This is a genomic window from Shewanella sp. SM32, from assembly GCF_025654235.1.
In the GTDB taxonomy this organism is placed as follows: domain Bacteria; phylum Pseudomonadota; class Gammaproteobacteria; order Enterobacterales; family Shewanellaceae; genus Shewanella; species Shewanella oncorhynchi.
In genome coordinates, this window is the sequence record NZ_JAKKRO010000064.1 from 1 (window position 1) to 23,365 (window position 23,365).

Annotated in this window: 20 protein-coding genes and 1 pseudogene; 14 read left to right on the forward strand and 7 right to left on the reverse strand. The window is 44.5% G+C overall.

Going from position 1 to position 23,365, the window contains the following annotated elements; all coding sequences use genetic code 11:
• Positions 1-232, forward strand: a pseudogene (locus L5M10_RS19515) (IS4 family transposase); the annotation flags it as partial.
• A complete protein-coding gene (locus L5M10_RS19520; RefSeq protein ID WP_317630151.1) occupies positions 213-1,367 on the forward strand; it encodes a glycosyltransferase family 4 protein in 1,155 nt (384 codons plus the stop codon). The pseudogene L5M10_RS19515 and the gene L5M10_RS19520, both read left to right, overlap by 20 nt.
• A gap of 48 nt (positions 1,368-1,415) precedes the next feature.
• On the opposite strand, the gene L5M10_RS19525 is transcribed toward L5M10_RS19520, so the two are convergent.
• The 3 genes from L5M10_RS19525 to L5M10_RS19535 form a co-directional block, all read right to left on the reverse strand.
• Positions 1,416-2,498 (reverse strand): CDP-glycerol glycerophosphotransferase family protein, encoded by a 1,083-nt coding sequence (locus L5M10_RS19525; RefSeq protein WP_411569219.1) that lies wholly within the window; start codon positions 2,496-2,498, stop codon positions 1,416-1,418.
• Between the two features lie 24 nt (positions 2,499-2,522).
• Positions 2,523-3,608, reverse strand: a complete 1,086-nt coding sequence (locus L5M10_RS19530; protein WP_263198642.1) for a glycosyltransferase — start codon at positions 3,606-3,608, stop codon at positions 2,523-2,525.
• 90 nt (positions 3,609-3,698) lie between these two features.
• The gene (locus tag L5M10_RS19535) at positions 3,699-4,742 is read right to left on the reverse strand and encodes a glycosyltransferase family 9 protein (RefSeq protein ID WP_263162653.1); all 1,044 of its coding nucleotides are present in this window, start codon (positions 4,740-4,742) and stop codon (positions 3,699-3,701) included.
• Between the two features lie 97 nt (positions 4,743-4,839).
• Between L5M10_RS19535 and L5M10_RS19540 the strand changes: the two genes are divergently transcribed.
• Complete coding sequence (locus L5M10_RS19540; RefSeq protein ID WP_263198641.1) at positions 4,840-5,595, forward strand: 3-deoxy-D-manno-octulosonic acid kinase; 756 nt, start codon at positions 4,840-4,842, stop codon at positions 5,593-5,595.
• A gap of 26 nt (positions 5,596-5,621) precedes the next feature.
• Here the strand turns inward: L5M10_RS19540 and waaA are convergent, their stop codons facing one another.
• Complete coding sequence (waaA, locus tag L5M10_RS19545; RefSeq protein ID WP_263198640.1) at positions 5,622-6,887, reverse strand: lipid IV(A) 3-deoxy-D-manno-octulosonic acid transferase; 1,266 nt, start codon at positions 6,885-6,887, stop codon at positions 5,622-5,624.
• A gap of 147 nt (positions 6,888-7,034) precedes the next feature.
• Here waaA and L5M10_RS19550 point away from each other — a divergent pair, with 147 nt between their 5' ends.
• The 5 genes from L5M10_RS19550 (at position 7,035) to glpG (ending at position 11,459) form a co-directional block, all read left to right on the forward strand.
• Positions 7,035-7,682: a TetR/AcrR family transcriptional regulator gene (locus L5M10_RS19550; protein ID WP_113940155.1), complete on the forward strand. Its 648-nt coding sequence runs from the start codon at positions 7,035-7,037 to the stop codon at positions 7,680-7,682.
• A 286-nt stretch (positions 7,683-7,968) separates the two neighbouring features.
• Positions 7,969-9,162, forward strand: coding sequence for a glycine C-acetyltransferase (locus tag L5M10_RS19555; protein WP_263198431.1), 1,194 nt, complete (start codon positions 7,969-7,971; stop codon positions 9,160-9,162).
• 22 nt (positions 9,163-9,184) lie between these two features.
• A complete protein-coding gene (gene tdh, locus L5M10_RS19560) occupies positions 9,185-10,210 on the forward strand; it encodes an L-threonine 3-dehydrogenase (protein ID WP_263255764.1) in 1,026 nt (341 codons plus the stop codon).
• A gap of 101 nt (positions 10,211-10,311) precedes the next feature.
• The gene (gene glpE, locus L5M10_RS19565; protein ID WP_006084745.1) at positions 10,312-10,617 is read left to right on the forward strand and encodes a thiosulfate sulfurtransferase GlpE; all 306 of its coding nucleotides are present in this window, start codon (positions 10,312-10,314) and stop codon (positions 10,615-10,617) included.
• On the forward strand, positions 10,614-11,459 hold the full coding sequence (glpG, locus tag L5M10_RS19570) for a rhomboid family intramembrane serine protease GlpG (RefSeq protein WP_105250758.1): 846 nt from the start codon (positions 10,614-10,616) through the stop codon (positions 11,457-11,459). Before glpE ends, glpG begins: the two co-directional genes overlap by 4 nt.
• Before the next feature lie 88 nt (positions 11,460-11,547).
• Here glpG and elbB read toward each other — a convergent pair whose 3' ends face one another.
• Entirely contained in the window at positions 11,548-12,210 is a 663-nt protein-coding gene (elbB, locus tag L5M10_RS19575) for an isoprenoid biosynthesis glyoxalase ElbB (protein ID WP_263162665.1), read from the reverse strand.
• A 387-nt stretch (positions 12,211-12,597) separates the two neighbouring features.
• Here elbB and polA point away from each other — a divergent pair, with 387 nt between their 5' ends.
• Positions 12,598-15,366 (forward strand): DNA polymerase I, encoded by a 2,769-nt coding sequence (gene polA, locus L5M10_RS19580; RefSeq protein ID WP_263162667.1) that lies wholly within the window; start codon positions 12,598-12,600, stop codon positions 15,364-15,366.
• 1,023 nt (positions 15,367-16,389) lie between these two features.
• On the opposite strand, the gene yihA is transcribed toward polA, so the two are convergent.
• Positions 16,390-17,049 (reverse strand): ribosome biogenesis GTP-binding protein YihA/YsxC, encoded by a 660-nt coding sequence (gene yihA / locus L5M10_RS19585; RefSeq protein WP_263198433.1) that lies wholly within the window; start codon positions 17,047-17,049, stop codon positions 16,390-16,392.
• Positions 17,050-17,216: 167 nt separating this feature from the next.
• Between yihA and L5M10_RS19590 the strand changes: the two genes are divergently transcribed.
• The 5 genes from L5M10_RS19590 to hemN all read left to right on the forward strand — a co-directional run bounded on the left by L5M10_RS19590 (position 17,217) and on the right by hemN (position 22,122).
• Complete coding sequence (locus L5M10_RS19590; protein ID WP_105250761.1) at positions 17,217-17,840, forward strand: c-type cytochrome; 624 nt, start codon at positions 17,217-17,219, stop codon at positions 17,838-17,840.
• Between the two features lie 813 nt (positions 17,841-18,653).
• Positions 18,654-19,292: a class I SAM-dependent methyltransferase gene (locus L5M10_RS19595; protein WP_263162670.1), complete on the forward strand. Its 639-nt coding sequence runs from the start codon at positions 18,654-18,656 to the stop codon at positions 19,290-19,292.
• Positions 19,293-19,382: 90 nt separating this feature from the next.
• Positions 19,383-19,943, forward strand: coding sequence for a Der GTPase-activating protein YihI (gene yihI, locus L5M10_RS19600; protein ID WP_105250763.1), 561 nt, complete (start codon positions 19,383-19,385; stop codon positions 19,941-19,943).
• A 73-nt stretch (positions 19,944-20,016) separates the two neighbouring features.
• The gene (locus L5M10_RS19605; RefSeq protein ID WP_113940148.1) at positions 20,017-20,484 is read left to right on the forward strand and encodes a DUF2489 domain-containing protein; all 468 of its coding nucleotides are present in this window, start codon (positions 20,017-20,019) and stop codon (positions 20,482-20,484) included.
• Positions 20,485-20,745: 261 nt separating this feature from the next.
• A complete protein-coding gene (gene hemN / locus L5M10_RS19610) occupies positions 20,746-22,122 on the forward strand; it encodes an oxygen-independent coproporphyrinogen III oxidase (protein ID WP_263162672.1) in 1,377 nt (458 codons plus the stop codon).
• Between the two features lie 97 nt (positions 22,123-22,219).
• Here the strand turns inward: hemN and add are convergent, their stop codons facing one another.
• Entirely contained in the window at positions 22,220-23,215 is a 996-nt protein-coding gene (gene add, locus L5M10_RS19615) for an adenosine deaminase (RefSeq protein ID WP_219251466.1), read from the reverse strand.
• Positions 23,216-23,365: the final 150 nt, after the last annotated feature.

Genomic DNA, 23,365 nt, shown 5'->3' on the forward strand with positions numbered 1-23,365 from the left:
GATGGTTCAATGCCTGTTGTGGCTAGTTGGTTTACACGCACAGCAACAGGGCTGGGATAAGCATTTTCAGGCCAATACCATTGGGCATCGAACGGTACTCTCAACGATTCGCTTGGGATTGGAGGTACTCAGGCGGCCTGATTATCAAATCACGGAGAAAGAATTGCTGGCGGCCTGGGTATTATTCGCCAATCAGTTGCTCAAATATGGCTATGCTATGGCTGATTTATGAGGGGATCCTTCAGGGCACAGTGTATGGTGGATACGGTTTTCTAGCACGCCACTTAATCGCCAAACACTTACCCAACGAAAATATTGAAGTAGAAGTGCTGATAAAAAAAGACTGCAGCAAGCAAAGATTAATACCTCGTCGCTATATGATCGATGGCATTAAAGTTTATCGCTTAGCTGCTAAGTTTATGGATTTCCTTAATATTAGGTTTCTGAAAAAGAAGAATTACGATATATTTCTGTCAATAGAAATGACAACCCACTCATATCGCATTCTAAAAACCATTCCCAATATTGATAAAAAACTCCTATTTTGGGTTCAAGATCCAAGACCTGATTATGAATGGGATGAAATTAATACCGTAAAACTTTTCCCTGAGAAAAGTTATTGGGACAGTAATATTTATCAGTTTGTTCATGACCTTTGGGCGGCAGGGAAAGTCTCATTTATTTCTCAGGCACGCTTTTTAGATCGTAAAGCCAGAGATCTCTACAATCTCGATGATAAAACAGAAATCAAATATTTACCCAATCCTATCGAGATCGATCATAATTTCGATGTAGAAGCACACCCGAAGAAAAATCACATTATCTTTCTGGGACGAATTGAGTCAGTCAAACGTGGTTGGTTATTTTGCGAGATAGCTAAACTGATGCCTGAATATGAATTTTTCATGCTAGGTCAGTCATTTAGGCAGTCAAAGAAAAATCAGTCCATCATGAATGACTACCTAAATATTCCCAACCTACATTTTGTAGGGCATGTAGAAGGCGATCGAAAAAACCAGCTAATCAAAGATGCTAAAATTTTAGTCAACACTTCAATTCACGAAGCTCTACCAATTTCTTTCTTAGAAGCGTTATCTTATGGCACCCTTCTCGTCAGTTGCCGTGACCCCGACGAGCTGACGAGTCAATTTGGCGTATTTACAGGTACAGTGCTCGGAGATGGTTTTGATAAAGTCGATTTATTTGTCGATGGTATACGCCATCTGATGGAAAACGAACAACTAAGACAAGAACTCGCGGTTAAGGCAGTTGACTACATCAAAGCAAACCACAGTATTGAAGATTTCCAGAAAAATATGCAAGAAATCATCTTTAAACTGGTTGAAGAAACGAAACTGCAAGGCTAACAAAATGGGCCGATATTTCAATATCGGCCCATAAGTAACGACAACTAGCTAAAACAACTTCCAATAACCTAGCTTGCGCCGCATCTTAAAATGGCGCAACAAGTTCAATGGTTTAGGTTTTAGCCAATCTGTGCCTTTATCAATCAAAGCATCTGTTGCGGCTAAAACTCGCTGGCTAGATTGACCATCGCCCGTAGGGTGAATTTGATTGCAATAATCATGGATGTGCGCCATCAAATCATCAGGACGACTCAGTGCTCGCGTTAATGCAGATTCAATATCCTCAACCCGACTGATATCGATTAAATGATCTTTCGGTGACTGATTTTTAAAGGTCACCACTGGTTTTCGCTGCATTAAAAACATCAACAGAATCGATGAAGTGTCACACAACATCACATCCCCCGCCTGCAGCAAAGGGATCACATTATCAGTTTCAACAAACTGTAAATTCTCGTTTTCTAAAGCCTTGTACTGCTCAACAATCTTAGGATTCATCTTTGGATGAAATTGCACTAACCAGCTCCATTGGCTCTTTTGCGACAGGGCTTTAATCTGCTCAAATACCACAGGTGCGCAGGTCAAACTTGGGGAAAATGTTGAGCAAAAGAGTACTACAGGCCTTGGGTCATCAGCTTTGATATAAGGATTATCTTTATTCTCAAGAAATAGGGGGTCGAGCGCAGGCCATCCCGTTTCAACGACAGTAAAAGTACCAAACTTTTTCTCTAGTTTCAGAAAGGGCAGAGTCGTCGCAGGGCCTTGGGTACAATACAAATCAAAACAATCTCTGATTTCGAAGTGATCTTCTCGGCCCTTATGATTCATTTTACCCGCATTAAATCCATGGAATACGCCCACTTTAACCCCAGGAATAAAATGAGGGACAACGTTCCCAGGGACGAATACCGCATCTGGTTTCCACGCTTTCACAGCATCGATGCTCTGCAAGCGCAGTTCATCGGTTTTTAAAAACTTAGGATCGACCTCATTTCCCTCTAAGAACCAGCTAACCTCATCACCTCTTTCCAAAATGACTTGTTGAAGTGGCCTTAACATCGCATAGGAATAGTTTTGCGCTATGTAAAATAAATAACGTCTTTTGGCTTGTTTGGCTTCTTCCACAAGCATGCTCCTAAAACACAAACGAATAAATTATTTTGCCAACGCTAAATATTGTTCGGCAATTAAGGTCGCATCGACTTTGGCCAAAATCTCAACCTGCTCGAGGGATGGCGGCAAGCTAACAACCTCGTCTATCATTTTAGCTAACGCTTTGGGATCACGACGCGGCACGAGATAAGGCACTAAATTTCCGGTTAAAATTTCACTAGGTCCATGTGGGCAATCAGTGCTCACAACAGGAGTCCCACAAGCTAAAGATTCAATCAAGACTGTCGGTAAACCTTCAAAATCAGAGCTGAGTACTAATGCCTTAGCCTGCTTAATCCATGGAAAAGGATTACTTTGAAAACCTGGAATAATTAATCGCTTTTCAATACCAAACTTTTTCGCTGCTTTTATCGCTTTTTTGTGGTTATGACACAAGAGCACGACAGGAAGTTGATTTTGCGTGAGTTTGAGGGCTTCAAACAACACATCATGGCGCTTTTGCTTAGCAAAGCGACCGACATGAATAAGATAATCTCCCTGAGGGATTTGCGGATTATCTTGCTGTGATTGAGATGTGATTTCGTTAAATTCAAATGGATTATAGATAGTTTGCATAGATGCTGGATGCAAACGACCTTTATCTTTAATCTCCTTTGCTATACCATTTGAGACAGTAATCAAATGCTGACTATTGAGCGCTTTTTTGGATTTTAGCTTCTTGAAATAAGCAAACGGTCCCAGTTTAAATTGGCGGCTCAACTCTTCTTCTACAGAAGAATGGACTATGACATAAAGTGGTGAAACACCGGTTTTGGTCATCATCAAATTGGTTTTATCTAAATTTGATAAAAACAAATCAAACTTGCCCACTTGAGATTCAATTTCCGCGATTTTTGCGCTGAGTTTGTTAACCGAAGCATTCAATCGCCCAAAATGGTCGAAATCTTTATCCTTAGGGGCAAAGCATTGATGAATGGGTAAGTCCTCAGGGATTTCATAATAGCGATTATCTTCCATGACTAAAAAATGCGGCTCATGCCCTAAGCGAATAAATTGCTTGGCTAAGGTAATCATGACCTTTTCGGCTCCGCCACCCGCTAAACTATCAATGGCAATGGCTATCCGCATGATTTATCTCCTAAACGATATTCTGAATACAAACCGCTAACGCAGCGATACATCAAGAGTGCTGAACAAGAATGCTGATACTAACAAGCCTTAACTGAGTGTCTGCTGAACCACCAGATCAAACTTCTCAATCACGGCTTCAACACTGATCAAAGCCATCAAATGCTCGCCTTTGGCGCGAGTGCCCCACTTAACTTCGCCGCTATGTTGGGATGCTATCGCCTCATCATAGGCGCTCGCCACATATTGCTGCGATAAATACGGACCTGTGCGCCCAGGATTGGAATGGGCATATAAACCAATGACTGGCGTGCCTTGGGTAACCGCCATATGCGCAGGGCCAGTATCCGGTGCTAACACTAAGCTTGCGCGTTTGAGCAGGGCCAATAATTGAGTCAGACTGGTTTTGCCCACTAAATTATCGATTTTAGAGGGACAAGCCTGCAAAATTTGCTCTGCTAAATCCTTCTCAAGTTGAGTTGGGCCACCGCAAAGCATGACTCTAAATCCTTTCGCAATCGCATGGCTCGCAACGGTGGCATAACGCTCTGGTAACCAGTTACGTTCAGCCTTACTGGCTGCAGCGCAAATGATAAAGACTTTTTCATTGTCTTTAATCTGCGTCTGGGCAAATTCAGTATCCGCAATTGGCACAGGAATATGCCATTGAGGAGTGAGATCGTTAACGCCAATCACCTTAGCGAATCCCATAAATCCTTCGAGCACATGGGGATTTGCCAAGGGCTCCACCCTGTGATTTGTCACTAGCCACTGACCTTCTTTAGCGCGGGCACGATCAAAGCCTATGCGCACCTTTGCCGAAATGGCTAATGAAGCCAAGGTTGCACGTAGCGCAACCTGCATATGCAGCAGCACGTCAAAACGTCGACCTTTTAAGGCCTTACGCAAATTAAAATAACTGCGCCATCCTTGAGATTTATCGAAAATAACAAACTCAATGCCGGGTAAATGCTTCAACAATTGATATTCGAGTTTACCGATCACCCATGTGATTTTGAGCTCGGGGTATTGCCGCTGAATCGCCTGCACCATAGCCACGGCATGACAGACGTCACCGATAGCGGATAAGCGAAGCAAACAAAGAGAATTCATGGTATTGGGATTTAAACTCATTGGATTGAAGCTAAAAGCTCTTAAGGTTATTTGGCGCAAGCTAAGGATCTTAATGTAGAATGGCCCTAGGTGCCACGCTTAAGTCAACAAATCTCCGATGAATGCTCAGATACAGCTCATAAAAACCGCCCAAGGTAACATTGCAGTTTGCCAAGATACGCCAACAGATATCGATCCCGCGTGGTTCACGGTGGATTTTTGGCGGGCTAAAAATGCTGTCGTCGGTTCATCCAAAGGCCGCTACACCACTTGGTTTGTGGCATTTGAGCACAGTCATTGGGTATTGCGTCATTATTGGCGTGGCGGCTTAATGGAGAAATTCAGCAAAGATGCTTACGTTTATACTGGCCTCGAAAATACCCGCGCCATGGGAGAGTTACGCTTATTAGACATTTTGTATCGCGAAGATTTTGCTGTACCTAAACCGATTGCCGCCAACATAGTGCGCGATGGATTATTTTACCGCGCCGATATCATTATCGAACGGGTCGAAGGTGCCGAAGATTTAGTCGCTAAACTCGGCAAAGGGGTAATGAGCACAGAGCAATGGCAGGCATTAGGGGCTTGCATCGCCCAATTCCACCAGCGCGGTGTGTACCACGCCGATCTCAATGCCAAGAATATTTTGTTCCAGCCCGCACAAACTGAACCCTTAACGCCAGAGCGGTTTTATCTTATCGATTTCGACCGCGGCGAGTTAAAAACACCGAGCCCGCAATGGCAGCAATCAAATCTAGACAGACTGTTACGTTCCTTTAATAAAGAACAAGCCAAGCTACCAAACCTTGCCTTCACCGCTGATAACTGGTCATCACTAATGCAAGGCTATCAAGCGGCGATGCAAAGCGCCTGATCCACTAAACGAATTATCCAGTTGAATTAAGCGGTTATTAAAGATTGCGCGAGAAGATATTGTTGTTGCAAGGCACCGCGATTTGCCTCAACCACAGCCAATCCCGCGTTCACCGCCTGCTGGCGTAACTCAGGTTTAGCAAAATACTCAATCAAGTTAGCGGCAAGTTCATCCGCCGAAGCGACAACCCTTAACCCACCAGCATCCGCCAACATCTGCGTAATCTGGGCAAAGTCCCAATGGTTCGGCCCCACCATAACAGGTACGCCCATAGCAACAGGCTCCAAGGGATTATGGCCACCATTATTGATCAGCGTGCCACCGACAAAAGCTTGATCCGCGGCGCCATAAAAGGTCAGAAGTTCACCCATGGTATCGCCTACCAGCACTTGAGTCGTTGCCGCCACAGGAAGATTACCGCTGCGGCGAACAAATTTAAAACCTTGGCTGGCAACAACCTCAGCAACGGCAGAAAATTGCTCAGGATGACGCGGCGCAATAATCAGCAAGGCATCGGGCCACTGAGCCAATAATTGCCTATGGGCTGTAAGCATGGCGTCAAATTCTCCAGGATGCACACTGCCTGCGACCCAAATCGGCGAGGTTTCACGCCCCCAAGCTTGACGTAGCTGCTTGGCATTGGCTAAACGCTCAGGCGTAATACTGAGATCAAACTTCAAGCTACCGCATACTGTTACTCTGTCCTGCGATACACCTAACTCGATAAAACGCTGCGCTTCTACTTGAGTCTGCACCGCAATAACATCGAGTCGCTGCAACATAGGCCGACTGAGTTTAGGACGCTTAGCGTATTGCGCCGCCGATTTGACCGATAGGCGAGCATTGGCCAACATCAAGCGCACACCGCGTTTGGCCGCTAAGGCAACTAAGTTAGGCCACAGCTCGGTTTCCATAATGATGCAGGATTTAGGTGACACTTGGTGCAAGAAACGCCCCACACACCAAGGTAAGTCAAAGGGTAAATAACAATGTTGCACTGAGTCACCAAAGGCTTTACGCACCTGCGCAGACCCTGTTGGGCTGGTTGTGGTAACCGTAATGCTTAATTCAGGGTGTGATTGCATAATCAAACGGATCAATGGGATTGCCGCAAGCGTTTCACCCATAGACACAGAATGGACCAGTAAATCCGTCGATTTAAGTCGAGTTAATCCAAAACGCTCCCCCCAACGACCGCGGTAATCAGGGCTTTTAATAGCACGAAATGCTAAATAGACGACTAGCAAAGGGGATAATAAATATAAGATCGTGGAATAGAGAAAACGATTCATTAAAAACGTGCTTATGAGTTTTGCCTGATGAATAGCGGCAATGTTAGCATATGCACCAAATTAGGGATAATTTACCAGCAGTTCGGCGGTCGTTGGTTAGCTTTCTTTGATCAATTATGTGGCGTTCACTAGCAATTTGGATAACTTATGAAAACCCGCGACAAAATAATCTATGCCAGTCTTGAACTGTTCAACGAGCATGGCGAAAGAAACATCACCACCAATCACATTGCTGCTCACTTAAATATGAGTCCCGGGAATCTTTATTACCATTTTCGCAATAAAGAAGACATTATCCGCTGTATTTTCAGTCTATATGAGAATCATCTCGAATCGGGTTTCCAACCCTATGAAGATAAGCAAGTGGATGTAGAACTGTTAATCGGCTACTTCGATGCTATGTTCTATACCCTGTGGCAATTCCGCTTTATGTACGCCAATCTTGCAGATATTCTCGCCCGCGATGAAGAACTAAAAAAACGCTATTTACACGCACAGCAGCAAGTCTTAACGCGTTCAAGCCATGTGCTGCATAAACTCACACAAGATGGATTTCTGTGTGTCGATGCTGACAAAATCACGCCACTGGCGGATACCATTAAGATGATCGTCAGCTTTTGGATTGGTTATCAACTCACACAATCCAGCACGTCAACCATTACTAAAGCGACACTTTATGAAGGCGTTTTAAGGGTGCTGATGATTTTCAAAGCCTATGCAACCCCGACTTCCGTTGCGACTTTTACTCGCCTAGAGCAACATTACCACGCGCTAGCGAGTCAAGAATCCCTATAACATCATCCCAAACGCCTATGTTGGGAACTCGCATTCGGAACTAAACTCAAAGCAATTATAGTACTGAGTGCGAACCCGTTTTCGCTCTACAACGCTTAAAAGAATACTCAGTCAAACAGTGGCAAACTTATGTTGCACATTAGTTTTTATAATGTAAAAACCACTTTAGCCCTAAACTAGTTTATCTTGCGAACCTGCATGAAAAAAAGGCTGTAGGCCGATTAGGTTTAGAGTTAGAATGCCGCCACTCCCAAAATCAGAATAAAGTTAACTAAGGAGATATCAGGTGGCCTCTACCTCATTCTACGCACAGATTAATCAACAGCTTGCAGACATCAAAGCCGAAGGCTTATATAAAAGCGAGCGTGTTATTGCCTCACCACAACAGACTGCCATTCAAGTTAATCACCAAGAAGTTGTTAACTTTTGCGCGAATAATTACCTAGGCCTAGCGAATCACCCAGAGCTAATCAAAGCCGCCCAACAGGGATTAGACAGCCACGGCTTTGGTATGGCGTCGGTACGCTTTATTTGCGGCACCCAAGACATACATAAAAAGCTAGAAGCTAGCCTAAGCGAATTCCTCGGCACTGAAGACACCATTCTTTACTCTTCATGTTTTGATGCAAACGCAGGTCTGTTCGAGACCTTGTTAGATGCAGAAGACGCCATCATTTCCGATGCGTTAAACCATGCTTCTATCATCGACGGTGTGCGTTTATGTAAAGCGAAGCGTTTCCGCTATGCCAACAACGACATGGCCGATTTAGAAACTCAGTTGATCGCCGCGAAAGAAGCAGGCGCCCGTAACATCTTGATCGCCACCGATGGCGTATTCTCGATGGACGGCGTGATTGCTAACCTGCAAGGCGTATGTGATTTAGCCGATAAATACGGCGCACTGGTGATGGTCGATGACTCTCACGCTGTGGGCTTTATCGGCGCAAACGGCCGTGGCACGCACGAATATTGCAATGTGATGGACAGAGTCGACATCATCACTGGCACCTTAGGCAAAGCCTTAGGCGGCGCATCGGGTGGTTTCACTTCGGGTAAAAAAGAAGTCATCGACTGGTTACGTCAGCGTTCACGTCCTTACCTGTTCTCTAACTCATTAGCGCCATCAATCGTGACTGCATCTATCCATGTGTTAAAAATGCTCAAATCAGGCCAAGCCCTGCGCGAAGCCGTATGGGAAAACAGCCGTTATTTCCGTGAGCAAATGTCAGCAGCAGGCTTTACTTTGGGCGGCGCCGACCACGCGATTATCCCTGTGATGATTGGTGATGCGAAACTGGCGGGCGACTTTGCTAACCGCTTATTAGCAGAACATATTTATGTTATTGGCTTCTCGTTCCCAGTAGTTCCTAAGGGACAAGCCCGTATCCGTACGCAAATGTCAGCGGCACATACCCGTGAGCAACTCGACAAAGCGATCGCCGCCTTTACCCGTATTGCCAAAGAAATGGGCATTATTTAACCCCTATTTAGGACTTGAGACAATGAAAGCACTAAGCAAGTTAAAAGCCGAAAAAGGTATTTGGTTAGTCGATGCGCCTAAGCCAGTGATGGGCCACAACGATCTGCTGATCAAAATTAAAAAAACTGCGATTTGTGGCACCGACATGCACATCTACAACTGGGACGTATGGTCACAAAAAACCATTCCAGTCCCCATGGTTGTTGGTCATGAATATGTAGGCGAAGTGGTTGATATCGGTCAAGAAGTTCGTGGTTTTAAGATAGGCGACCGCGTGTCTGGCGAAGGCCATATCACCTGCGGCCACTGCCGTAACTGCCGCGCAGGCCGCACCCATTTATGCCGTAACACCTCTGGCGTGGGTGTCAATCGTGAAGGTTCATTTGCGGAATACTTAGTTATCCCCGCCTTTAACGCCTTTAAAATCCCTGATGATATCAGCGATGATTTAGCCTCAATCTTTGACCCCTTTGGTAACGCTGTGCACACAGCATTATCCTTCGATTTAGTCGGTGAAGACGTGTTGATCACCGGCGCAGGTCCCATCGGCATAATGGCGGCTGCAGTATGTCGTCACGTAGGTGCTCGCCATGTGGTGATCACTGACGTCAACGAATACCGCTTAGAGCTGGCCCGTAAAATGGGCGCCACGCGCGCTGTGAACGTGTCAAAAGAAAACCTAAAAGACGTGATGAAAGAACTGGGCATGACCGAAGGTTTCGACGTTGGATTAGAAATGTCTGGCGTACCCTCAGCCTTCCACGCCATGTTAGATACCATGAACCACGGCGGCAAAGTCGCTATGCTCGGTATTCCAAGTGGTGAAATGGCCATCGACTGGAGCAAAGTGATCTTCAAAGGTTTGGTCATTAAAGGCATCTACGGCCGTGAAATGTTCGAAACTTGGTACAAAATGGCCAGTCTTATCCAATCAGGCTTAGATATTTCACCTATCATCACTCACCACTTCAAGATTGATGATTTCCAACAAGGTTTCGACGCTATGGGCTCGGGCCAATCGGGTAAAGTGATCCTCAGCTGGGATTAATCCTCCAGAGCATTACCTAGATAGGGGCTGTACACTCGCAGCCCCTTGTTGCACACTTATCCCATCTTGATTTCCATCTCTTAGCTTTGTCAGGTTTTATTATGTCTTCCTTTAAACACTTAAGCGTTAATCAATTGCTGCAAATGACCGAAGCACAGCCAGTGCAAATCGTCGATATCCGCGATGGCAATAGCTTCACCAACGGCCATATTGCAGGTGCAACTAACCTGAATAACGAAAACCTAGCGCAATTTATTAGCCAAGCCGATATGGATAGCCCACTGGTGGTGGTTTGTTACCACGGCATGAGCAGCCAAAATGCAGCGCAATATTTATGCGAACAAGGTTTTGATGACGTTTACAGCCTAGACGGCGGCTATAGCGCCTGGCATGAGGCGAATGCATGATAGAAATTGGCAGACTCCCCAACAGCAGAGCCGCGCAGGCATTTGTCGATTACCTCAAAGGGGAAGACATTGACTGCCAAATTGAGCCGCTGGTTCAGGGTGTTGCCATTTTGGTTATCCATGACAAAGATGTGGAGCAAGCACGCAAAGAGTTTGCCCACTTTATTGCTCACCCTTACGACAATAAATATCTGCAAGCCTCATGGGAACACGGCGATACCCAAACCAAACTCGATTATGGTGCCCCTTCGCTGCAGTTGTTCACCCAATTTATTACCGGCGCAGGCCCAGTCACGCTGATCGTATTTGCGGTTTGCGTACTCATTTTTGCGGCGATGAACTTAGGATTCGCCAACCAAACCTACGAAGCACTGTCCTATTTTGGGGCAGTACCTCATTCAGAGTTCAGCCAGTTCTGGCGTGTTTTTACACCGAGCCTGCTGCATTTTTCAGCCATGCACGTCATCTTTAATTTGCTCTGGTGGTGGTATTTAGGCGGTAAAATCGAAACCCGTATCGGTACTGCACCATTGCTCATTTTGCTGTTTGTCGCAGGAACTCTGCCAAACGTTATCCAATATTATGTCGGTGGACCTAACTTTGGCGGGCTGTCCGGCGTTGTGTATGCAGTGGTGGGTTACACTTGGATCATGGGTATACGTAAACCCGCAGCTGGAATAGATTTCCCACCATCATATATGGGCTTTATGATGATATGGTTGGCATTGGGATTCACAGATATTCTAGGGGTTTCGGTTGCTAATGGTGCCCACATTGGCGGCTTACTCATAGGTTTAGCCCAAGGTTTATTTGATAGCCGCAAATCCTCGAGCTCAATCTAATAACTCAATCTAATATTGTGAACCAAGATAAATCCTGAAATTTATCTTGGTTCAATGACTCGCTTCACTCCTCTACAAACCGCTCAAACTAACTCTGATCAGTCATTTCTAGTAGCTTAACGACTAGCTTCTCGATGCCTGAATGCGCCTCAGCAATATTACCAGCCAACATATAAGCGGGAGTGCTGACAATGCGATTCGCTTCATCCACGACTATCTCATGTACTGTCGCAACTTGATGCTCACCGCCCATCAAATTAAACGCTGCGACAGTATCGCTATCATTACCGATAGTGCCTTTTACACCCTGGGGATATAAACGCGGGATCATCATAGGAGCAATACAGATAAAACCAACGGGCTTTTTCGCCAGAATGAACTCATTGATAAAATCAGTCACCAGCGGTTCCACTTCACACTCACTGCCATTCGTCGCAAAGTTACACAGATTTTTCGCCGCACCAAAGCCACCGGGAATGATCAAGGCATCAAATTCGGCGATATCTAATTCTGTGGTCGCTTTGACTTCGCCACGGGCGATACGTGCCGACTCCACCAGCACGTTACGACTTGCAGCAGCATCGACCTCGCCAGTGAAATGATCTACCACATGCATCTGTTTGATATCAGGTGCAAAACACTGGTAGTGAGCCCCTGATCGGGATAAGCATAAAAGCGTTAAAACCGATTCATGTATCTCAGTTCCATCGAAAACACCACATCCACTCAGTAACACTGCGACTTTTTTCATTAAAAATATCCTTCTTATGTCATTAAGTTTTAACAAACCATAAACAAACTAGTTGATCTGATTAAAAATCGTGCTAACTTAATTCGTCGAATCTGACGAGTGCCGAAAATTAAGCCAATCCTTAGATGTATTTTACGGAGTCAATAAAAAATCCACAAATTGGGAAGATTTTTTAAGAAACAGTATTGAACTCACACAAATCTTTTATAAACATAAAAAACAACAACTTAAAAAAATCGCACTAAGCCGTAATCATCGCCATTATTCTCAGTTGACTTTTTCACTCACAGACTTATCCACAGGCTGAGAGTCATTTTGCCATGGCTGAAATAGTGCTTCTGTGGCATGCTTAGCGCCATCTAAGTCATCGATAAACGAAAAATACCTATGCCAACCGTCGCTAAAAACCCACTTGTGCTTGTGGATGGATCTTCTTATTTGTATCGCGCCTATTATGCGCCTCCTCACCTGACAAACTCAAAGGGCGAAGCAACGGGTGCCGTTTATGGCGTAGTGAATATGTTACGCAGCTTGTTGACCCGTTATCAACCAAGCCATATCGCAGTCGTGTTCGATGCCAAGGGAAAAACCTTCCGCAATGACATGTACAGCGAATACAAAGCACAGCGCCCACCTATGCCTGATGATCTACGTTCGCAAATCGAACCCTTGCATCGCATTATTCGCGCACTAGGTTTACCACTGATTTCAATTTCCGGCGTCGAAGCCGATGACGTGATCGGTACAATTGCCCGCCAAGCCAGCTTAGAAAACCGTGCCGTGCTTATCAGCACAGGCGATAAAGACATGGCGCAATTAGTGGATGAAAACGTTACGCTCATCAACACCATGACAGACACCATAATGGGCCCAGAAGAAGTCGTCACCAAATTTGGTGTCGGTCCAGACCGTATCATAGATTTACTCGCGCTGATGGGCGACAAGGCCGACAACATTCCCGGCTTACCCGGCGTAGGTGAGAAAACGGCGCTCGCTATGCTCACGGGAGCCGGCAGTGTGAGTAACTTATTAGCGGAACCCGAAAAAGTCGCCGAGCTCGGCTTTAGAGGTTCTAAAACCATGGCGGCAAAGATCATTGAAAATGCCGACATGCTCAAGCTTTCTTACGAACTCGCCACCATCAAAACCGATGTCGAACTTGAGCAAGATTGGCACGAACTCACTCTCATGCCAGCAGACAAAGATGAACTGATCAAATGCTACGGCGAGATGGAGTTTAAACGTTGGTTAGCTGAAGTCTTAGATAATAAAATGACGGCAAATACCTCAATTGATGCGGCATCCACAGAAACGCAAGAAGACTCATCTCCAGTCGAAGCGATTGAAACACAGTACGACTGCATTCTCACCGAAGCCGAATTAGACACTTGGATTGCTAAGCTTAAACAAGCCGACTTAATGGCAATCGATACTGAGACCACCAGCTTAGATTACATGGTGGCCGAATTAGTCGGGATTTCCTTCGCCGTTGAGACAGGAAAAGCCGCTTATCTTCCTTTAACCCACGATTACGTTGGTGCACCGACTCAAATCGATAAAACGGTCGCGTTAGAAAAACTGCGTCCGCTGCTTGAGGATCCAAAGATCAAGAAAGTCGGTCAAAATCTTAAGTACGACATCAGTATCTTAGCCAATGCAGGGATCAAACTACAGGGCGTCGCTTTCGACACTATGCTCGAATCCTATGTTTTCAACTCAGTGGCTTCGCGCCATGATATGGATGGTTTAGCGCTCAAGTACTTAGGCCATAAGAATATCAGCTTTGAAGAAATCGCCGGTAAAGGTGCAAAACAGCTGACCTTCAACCAAATTCCACTGGAAACGGCTGCGCCTTATGCGGCCGAAGATGCCGACATCACACTGCGTTTACACCAACATTTATGGCCAAGACTCGAGAAAGAAGCCGAACTTGCCGCCATGTTTACCGGAGTCGAATTACCGCTAATCCAAGTATTGTCGGACATTGAACGTCAAGGGGTATTAATCGACAGTATGTTACTCGGCCAACAGAGCGATGAACTGGCGCGTAAAATCGATACCTTAGAAGAAAAAGCCTACGACATTGCTGGTGAAAAATTCAATCTTGGTTCACCTAAGCAGCTGCAAGTCTTGTTTTATGAAAAGCTAGGTTATCCGATCACCAAAAAGACCCCAAAGGGTGCGCCATCGACCGCGGAAGAAGTATTAGTCGAATTAGCCTTAGATTTCCCACTGCCAAAGGTGATCCTCGAGCATCGAAGCCTATCTAAGTTAAAGAGCACTTACACCGATAAGCTGCCACTGATGGTCAACGCCAAAACGGGTCGCGTACACACTAGCTATCATCAAGCTAATGCGGCAACAGGTCGCTTATCGTCAAGCGAACCTAACCTGCAAAATATTCCGATTCGCACCGAAGAAGGTCGCCGTATTCGCCAAGCCTTTATCGCCCCAGCAGGCCGTAAAATTTTGGCCGCCGACTACTCGCAAATCGAACTACGGATCATGGCCCATTTATCCCAAGATGCAGGCTTACTCAAAGCCTTCGCCGAGGGCAAAGACATTCATAGAGCCACTGCTGCAGAAGTATTTGGTACCGACTTTGATGAAGTAACCACAGAACAACGCCGCCGTGCCAAAGCGGTTAACTTCGGCTTAATTTATGGCATGTCAGCCTTTGGTTTGGCGCGTCAGCTTGATATCCCACGCCATGAAGCACAAACCTATATCGATACCTACTTTGCCCGTTATCCTGGCGTATTACGTTATATGGAAGAAACGCGCGCGGGTGCTGCTGACTTAGGTTATGTGTCGACTCTGTTTGGTCGTCGCCTCTACTTGCCCGAAATCCGTGATCGTAATGCGATGCGCCGCCAAGGTGCTGAACGTGCTGCGATTAACGCGCCAATGCAAGGTACGGCTGCTGACATCATCAAAAAGGCCATGATCAATATTGCCCAGTGGATCAAAACAGAAACCCAAGGCGAAATCACTATGATCATGCAGGTTCACGATGAATTAGTGTTTGAAGTCGATGCGGATAAAGCAGAGGCACTTAAAAAGACAATCTGCACCTTGATGGCGCAAGCAGCTAATCTCGATGTTGAACTGCTTGCCGAAGCAGGCATTGGTGATAACTGGGATGAAGCCCACTAATCTCAGTAATATCCAGAAGAACACTATCAATATGATTTAACTGAAAATAAAGCTAATCTGACTTCAATATTTTGAGCTCAGATTAGCTCTCTCCCGTCTTAATCGCCTCTAAGAACATCAATACAGAGTCCTTTTCATCACTCAGCATAAATAACCCTTTCACAATACAAATTAGCTCGTTAAGTTAGACAAACTTCATCGGCAGAAAATGATTCACTCACAGCCAAACAATCTTTACCTGATACATTTGGCAGTAGAGTTCATCGATACACTGCCACAGCAGATGGATATTAAAAGGTGTGATTTACTCGAATTGAAACTGCATTCAAGTCAGCCATATATGCTCAAGAATGCCATAACGGTTGTTCTCTCACGCGTACACCAAAATCTTAGGTCAGGATTAGAGTAAAAAATCAAATCTCAAATATTGATCACTTTTGTATATAAATTTCGATTTTTCTCTTTAAATCAGCCAATTAACCATTTTCACTGAAATTTTAGGATCAATTTGAGATGCTTTTTCACTCACAACCTGAGATCAAGCGCACATAATTACCTCTTTTTTGAAAAAACTGTTTTCCATTTAAAGATAAATAGAGTAATATTCTCTGCGTAGGGTACAGAGGTTAAGATGTTCTATCTTTCAGACCTTTATTTCACTTATAGTGATGAGCCAAATTCTGGCGCCTCAGCAACTTGTTTGCTGAGGCTTTTTTTTTGCTCTTTTTTCAGACTTTAAGTAAATTTTAGAGTATTTACTTTAATAAGGGATGAATTGGCTGTATGCTAGTTTCATTGAGAACCATTGAAGCTAATTTGATGGTGCTTGAGTCTTGTTGAATTTAGCTTCTCCCCAAAAGAGCTAATATTTTTGGCCGATGATAATATCATCGGCTATTTTTTTGCCTGAGATTAACGAATAACCGATGGGAATGAGACTGAACAAAAGAGAAAAAATTGCAGTAAAAACAAAGAGGAGGTATACACAGTCAAATTCTACCATGTACACCAAAACAGGCGATATTATTCAGCGTTATTCGCTGCATCTAACTCATCAGTCAACCACTGTGGATGACACCATTCATTAAGAATTGCCAACACTTTAGGCTTACCGGTTCCTTTAAGTGATGAGAAGGGTTCAACTTGCACCCAGTCGCCAAACTCACTTAGTTCGAGACGCACTTCATTTACGGTTTTCATCTTAGCACTTTGGGCTAATTTGTCTGATTTCGTTAGCAAAGCTAATACTGGAATTTCACTAGCAACTGCCCATTCAATCATCTGCATATCGAGATCTTTTAATGGATGACGAATATCCATCAAGACAACCACGCCACTTAAACAAGCGCGTTTTTGCAAATATTCACCCAATGCTTGCTGCCATTTATTTTTCAACGCAAGTGGGACTTGCGCAAAGCCATAACCAGGCAAGTCAACTAAACGACGCTGAGCATCTAACTCAAATACGTTAATTAGTTGAGTACGGCCCGGTGTTTTACTGGTTCTTGCTAAACTTTTTTGCTCAGTTAATGCATTGAGTGCACTAGACTTTCCAGCATTAGAGCGGCCAGCAAATGCAATCTCAACTCCAACATCGCCGGGCAGATATTGATCCAAATGTGCAATGTCAGGTGCACTGATTAAAAACTTTGCCCTACGAAAATCTATACGAGATTCAGTCACTATTTACTCCGAAATTTTTCTACGCAATACCATAATTTATGAAGAATTACTTACTTTCCCACGTTTTCGTGTAAAATATTACTCCGATCACATTAATCATATTTTACCACGCTTGCGGGTCACCCTAGTAAGCTCAGGATAATAATTTAACCAGAAGTTGGAACGCCATGAAAAAGCTAGCTCTTGCGCTGTCTGTTGTAATTGCCGCCATATCTTCACCTGCGATTGCTGAAGGTAATGCTGAAGCGGGAAAAACGAAAATCATTGTCTGTTCGGCCTGTCACGGTATGGACGGTAACAGTATGATCGATATGTACCCCAAAATTGCGGGCCAACACGCCACTTACCTCCAAAAGCAACTACATGATTTCCGTAGCGCAGCACAAACTGGCGGTAAAGATGGTCGTATGGATCCTATCATGAGTGGCATGGCAATGCCTCTAAGCGATCAGGATATTCTCGACATTAGCGCATATTTTTCTAGCCAAGCAATCCAAGTGGCTGAAGCAAAAGATGTTCCTGAGTTAGGCGCTAAACTTTACAAGGGTGGTGATGTTTCTCGTGGCATTACCGCTTGTATGGCATGTCATGGCCCAGATGGTAAAGGCGCTGAGCTTGCAGGTTTTCCAACGCTGGCAGGCCAACACGCAAACTACATCAAGATCCAGCTGACAAAATTCCGTGAAGCGGGCCGCCATAATGACTTAAATGGCATGATGCAAGATGTGGCTAAGAAACTAAATGATAGCGATATCGACGCGCTATCAAAGTATCTTTCTAGCCTGAAGTAATCTTCGCGAGTGAAAAGAAGGGTGTATTGTCACCCTTTTTTACACCCCAAAGTTGACGTGGACGTAAACTGCAAAGATTCGTGCTTGACATAGATCACAGATTTCGGTTTAATAAGCCCCGTACCGAGATAAACCCATCTGTTTGTACAAAAAGATTAATAATAACTTACAGGTTTCGGTATAATTAACGTTCAAGATATAAGAATAAAGATACTCAATAACAATAATATACTTAAGACCACTCTCTAATAATAACAAGAGTCGTGATTTCCATTTGAAATCCAGGTCAGCACAATTTTGTAAGGGATGGCCGATAACGCCAATTTGCTTCTAGCAAAACACCTTACACTAAGGGTAACTTGCCCCATCAGGACATAGTTTACATGATGTAAACTGTAGCAAAGGAAGCGATAAGCTTAGGATGCACTGGCTGGATGCTTGTTATCACAGGAAGGTACTTAAGTAACATGGATGGTTAACTCGACGTCAATGATGACGATGCTTTAAAAGATGTGTTGCGAGACCATCTACGGAAACTGTAGTCAGGATGGCGACAGAAAAAATAAAGTGTCTGGAAGACCATTAACAAAAATAATGCAGGGAAAGCAGTAAAAAAAGAAGGATACCGACCGGGAAAGTCGCATAGCAAGTATGGATACTTGGAATCAGGATAAGGTGCTAAAGCACCCTTTGTAAGGCGGCAGTTTAACTGCCGCCTTTTTTCTTTTGTAACACCCCATTAGTGTCTAAAATGTGCACTCAACCAATATAATTGGTACAATCAAAGCCTTAATAACCACTTCAGCAGACTCAATGCCCAGATGCCCTCTTTGTCATAACAGTCAGACACGACTCCTTCATCAAGATAAAAAGCGGAGTTTTTATGTTTGCAAGACATGTGAGTTAACCTTTGCGGATGCGAATAGCCATTTACCCCCCGCGGCAGAGAAGCAAAGATACGGTCGTTCACGCATAGCGTCGAAGCAAAAACAGTTATCGCAATTTATTTTGCCGCTGTTAGCGCAATTAGAGCAGCAACAAGCTGGCAGTTTATTAGGATTGAATTTTGGCCGCATACTCGATGATGAGAGCCTGACGACCATAGAAAGCGCGGGCCACAAGTTAAATCAATATGATCCCTTTTTTGCCCCGAATCATGACGTGTTAAAGCTAGAGTATGATTTTATCTGCTGTTATCGGGTGTTTGAGCATTTTCAAAACCCTATAAAAGAGTGGACTTTGCTCTCTCGGCTACTGCATTCTGGTGGTTGGTTAGCGATAAGCACACCATTACTGACTGAATTAGATGGTTTTGCTAAGTGGCATTATAAGAACAACCTCACCCATGTGAGCTTTTATCAGCGACAAACCTTCGAGTACCTCGCAAACAATAGCGATTTTGAACTATTATTTGCCGCAAAGGACCTCGTTTTGATGCAAAAAACATCATAATCTGGTATAACACTCGGCCTAATTTCGCACCTTGTAGACAAGCTAACCCTTAGTCTACAAGGCCATACGTTGTAAATAATTGAGAAGACCATGTCTCGTAGCAAGAAAACACGCAAGGGCGGCGAGAACAGCCCTAAGTTACAGCCAAGAGTGAAGAAGCAAGATCGCGCTGTAGCGACTGGCAAACGTAAAGATTCTGGCAATAAATCAGGTAGTCGTCATAACGAAAGCTTAATTTTAGCGCAAGCGCCGCAACAGCAGGCCGCTAAGAAAAAAGACCCGCGTCATGGCAGTAAAAAGCCTGTGGCTTTAGCAATTCCTGCGGCAGTGGTAACAGATAAAGCCGCTCAGCCAAAAGTGAAACAAGCTAAGCTGACTGACGAGCAAAAACTGCTGAAATTGGAAGAAGATCCAAGACTAAATCAGCTGTTAGATATGCTTGAAGAAGGCCGCGACCTCAACGAGGTTGACCAAAAGTGGTTAGATCAACAGCTAAATAAAATTGAAGCTCTGATGATTAAACTAGGCATTAGCGACGATATGGATGATGACACACCTTCATCACCTGCTAAGTCTTTATCTGACGATGAGTTGTTCGACAAATTCGAATCAGGCGCTGACTTACTAAAAGATTATCAAGACAAGTTCTAACCTCTCAGTGCTAAGGCATAGGGAACTCAGTTTTTAGCTGTGGCTCCTTATGCCATTCATATAAGGAGTCTCTGTGTCTACGACTATCATTATTCTCGGTTTTATCATCATAGTAGCGCTAAGTAGCTACGCCACCTTCTTAATCCTAAAACTCAAGCAGCAAAAAAAGCGTCAGCAGGCTGAACAAGCCGAGCGTGAAGTCACGGCGAATGCAAAACGTGCCCAAGTTTTAGATGATATCCGCTATATCGCCACTGCCATGATTGAAGACCGCTGTGAGATCTCTGAAGGCGTGGTCAGGATTGGGCGATTATTTGAAATCCTGTCATTAAGTGAGCGTGTGGCTCCCGATTACCCTTCATTATTCAAACACTTTGAGTTAATTAAAAATCATCCCATCATGGATGCTCGTCAAGCCTTGCCTAAGCAAGAAAGAATGAAGTTAGACTTGATCAGAATGAAGTCCGAAGCCGCATTAGAGCAAGGCATTAGTGATGATGCGAAAAAACTGTCGGATTACCAAGCCAAAGCGATGCATTAAACCAGCCCATTGCTATACCTCAAGACCACTTATATTGTGGTTTTGAGGTCATCTCGATAAAACCCGCACCAATCTTACCCTCCTTACTCCCGTGAGCCTGCGCACAAAACCGCCAAATATCGACAGACAAGCGTACTTTTTTGATAGATATTGCGTAACTTCTAAAATGACAGACGTCATTTTTACAACCTAGATCAAGGTTATTTACTTAAGAACCTTGCATACTTCGCTTGTTGCTAATTTACCCACGGAGGACACGCCTTGAAGCAGCCCACTCAGATTAGCTGGGATCAGTCGATGATCGAAAAATATAACTACAGCGGTCCCCGTTATACCTCTTACCCAACGGCATTAGAGTTCGATGATACATTCACCGAACAAAATCTGCTGACGGCCATTGAAAATAGCAAAAGCGATAAACTGTCGCTGTATATTCATATCCCGTTCTGCGCCAAGCTTTGTTATTACTGCGGCTGTAATAAAGTCATCACCCGCCACCAACACAAAGCCGATCAGTACATTGAATATTTAAGCCAAGAAATTATTAAACGTGCGCCCCTGTTCAAACATTACAGTGTGACCCAAATGCATTGGGGCGGCGGTACACCCACGTTCTTAAATCCAGAGCAGATTCTTAAACTTACGTCACTGATTAAAGCTAACTTTAACTTTGCGGAAGAAGGCGAGTACTCAATTGAAGTCGATCCTCGCGAGATTGAGCTGTCAATGCTCGACACGTTGAAAGAAGCGGGCTTTAACCGGATATCCATCGGTGTACAAGATTTCAATAAAGAAGTGCAAATTGCCGTTAATCGCGAACAAGATGAGCAATTTATCTTCGACTTAATGGCCAAAGCAAAAGCCATGGGTTTTGTGTCAACCAACATAGATTTAATCTATGGTTTGCCACACCAAACGCCAGAAACCTTTGCCGCCACTATGCAGCGCGTTTTAGATTTATCGCCTGACCGTTTGTCGGTATTTAACTATGCTCACTTACCTGCGCGCTTTGCCGCTCAACGTAAGATCAAAGACGAGCATTTACCTTCGCCAAAACAAAAACTCGAAATGCTGCACCAAACTATTGAGACCTTAACTGGCGCTGGCTACCAATATATCGGTATGGACCACTTTGCTAAACCCGATGACGAGTTAGCCAAGTTGCAGCGCGAAGGCAGACTGCACCGCAACTTCCAAGGTTATACCACCCAAGAAGAATGCGATTTGTTAGGTCTTGGCGTATCATCCATCAGTCAGATTGGCGACTGCTATGCGCAAAACCAGAAAGATATCCGCCCTTACTATGAGGCCATAGATAAGGAAGGCCATGCTTTGTGGAAAGGTTGCAGCCTAAACCGTGATGATGAAATCCGCCGCGTCGTGATTAAACAGCTGATTTGCCACTTCGAACTGGATATGGCGAAAATTGATGAGAAACTGGGGATTAACTTCGAAACCTATTTCGCAGAAGATCTTAAGTTAATGCAGACATTTATCGATGATAAGTTAGTTGAAATCGTCGACAGACAGATCACTATCAGCCCTACTGGCCGTTTATTGATCCGCAATATCTGTATGTGCTTCGATCTTTACTATCGTCAAAAAGCGCGTCAGCAACAGTTCTCACGCGTGATCTAAAACGCTTATTGCTGCACTCGCAAACGCTCACAAAAAATCCGACTCTAGAGTCGGATTTTTTATTGATGGCTATTTTTATTAACGACTCAGAATCGACTTATACCTTAGCGGCATAGAGTGCTTTGCGCTCACTGTCCGATAAAAATGCCATTTCAACGCCGTTACGTTGCACCTGCGCTAACTCAGCATCGGTTAACTTGAGTTCAGATTTGGCGATACGATACTCATGATTAATATCGATAGCGCTCACACCGGGATCATCGGTATTTAGGCTTATCAACACGCCTGCATCCATAAAGGTTCTGAATGGATGCTCAGCGTAAGAAGCCACAGTAGAAGTATGCAAGTTACTGGTTGGGCAAGATTCGATGCCAATACGGTGCTTAGCAAGATATTCCATCAGCTTAGGATCGTGAATCGCGTTCACCCCATGACCAATTCGAGTTGCGCCAAGTTCTTGAATCGCTTGCCACATACTTTGTGAACCCGCAGCTTCACCGGCGTGAGCCGTAATCGCGAGGCCAGCATCACGAACACGTTTAAAGTGATCGTTAAATAACTCGCCAGGGAAGCCCATTTCATCGCCGGCTAAGTCCATAGCCACGAGATGTTGTTTATGGGCGAGTAAGCCTTCAAGTTCTTGAGTACAAGCGGCTTGACCGAATGAACGTGACATAATGCCAATCAAATTGATCTTCACGTTATAGTCTTTTAAGCCAGCTTTAACGCCGTCAACTACCGCCTCAACTACGCCTTCAATCGGTAACTTATGGTTCATCGCCATATAGTAAGGACTAAAACGTAACTCAGCGTAATCTAAGCCAGATAACGCCGCATCGGCAACGTTTTCATAGGCGACGCGTTTAACCGCATCCAAATCTGCGAGTACGGCAACCATCCAATCGAGCTTCTTTAAGAAGGCGACTAAGCTAGTTTCTTTCCCCTGAATTTGCACAAAAGGTGCGAGCGTCTCTAAAGAATCGGCAGGTAGCGCAATGCCGTGTTGGTGTCCTAGTTCCCAAATGGTATTTACCCGCACATTACCGTCTAGGTGACGATGCAGATCCACCAATGGAATGGATGTATCAATCATATTTAACCCCTATTTGAACTACCCAGCCAATGCTTTTGTTATTTGGTCGCGGGCGGACACTAAGTTTAACACGCATTTTCGGGGGCATTTATGCGCTAAACGCATTTAAATTCACATTCAGTCACAATTCTGCTTAATATCCATACAAGG

Bases quoted from the DNA above. Each gene is read 5' to 3' on its own strand.
- L5M10_RS19520 (WP_317630151.1), top strand. From the start codon at position 213: ATGCTATGGCTGATTTATGAGGGGATCCTTCAGGGCACAGTGTATGGT.
- L5M10_RS19525 (WP_411569219.1), bottom strand. From the start codon at position 2,498: ATGCTTGTGGAAGAAGCCAAACAAGCCAAAAGACGTTATTTATTTTAC.
- L5M10_RS19530 (WP_263198642.1), bottom strand. From the start codon at position 3,608: ATGCGGATAGCCATTGCCATTGATAGTTTAGCGGGTGGCGGAGCCGAA.
- L5M10_RS19535 (WP_263162653.1), bottom strand. From the start codon at position 4,742: ATGAGTTTAAATCCCAATACCATGAATTCTCTTTGTTTGCTTCGCTTA.
- L5M10_RS19540 (WP_263198641.1), top strand. From the start codon at position 4,840: ATGAATGCTCAGATACAGCTCATAAAAACCGCCCAAGGTAACATTGCA.
- waaA (WP_263198640.1), bottom strand. From the start codon at position 6,887: ATGAATCGTTTTCTCTATTCCACGATCTTATATTTATTATCCCCTTTG.
- L5M10_RS19550 (WP_113940155.1), top strand. From the start codon at position 7,035: ATGAAAACCCGCGACAAAATAATCTATGCCAGTCTTGAACTGTTCAAC.
- tdh (WP_263255764.1), top strand. From the start codon at position 9,185: ATGAAAGCACTAAGCAAGTTAAAAGCCGAAAAAGGTATTTGGTTAGTC.
- glpE (WP_006084745.1), top strand. From the start codon at position 10,312: ATGTCTTCCTTTAAACACTTAAGCGTTAATCAATTGCTGCAAATGACC.
- glpG (WP_105250758.1), top strand. From the start codon at position 10,614: ATGATAGAAATTGGCAGACTCCCCAACAGCAGAGCCGCGCAGGCATTT.
- elbB (WP_263162665.1), bottom strand. From the start codon at position 12,210: ATGAAAAAAGTCGCAGTGTTACTGAGTGGATGTGGTGTTTTCGATGGA.
- polA (WP_263162667.1), top strand. From the start codon at position 12,598: ATGCCAACCGTCGCTAAAAACCCACTTGTGCTTGTGGATGGATCTTCT.
- L5M10_RS19590 (WP_105250761.1), top strand. From the start codon at position 17,217: ATGAAAAAGCTAGCTCTTGCGCTGTCTGTTGTAATTGCCGCCATATCT.
- L5M10_RS19595 (WP_263162670.1), top strand. From the start codon at position 18,654: ATGCCCAGATGCCCTCTTTGTCATAACAGTCAGACACGACTCCTTCAT.
- yihI (WP_105250763.1), top strand. From the start codon at position 19,383: ATGTCTCGTAGCAAGAAAACACGCAAGGGCGGCGAGAACAGCCCTAAG.
- add (WP_219251466.1), bottom strand. From the start codon at position 23,215: ATGATTGATACATCCATTCCATTGGTGGATCTGCATCGTCACCTAGAC.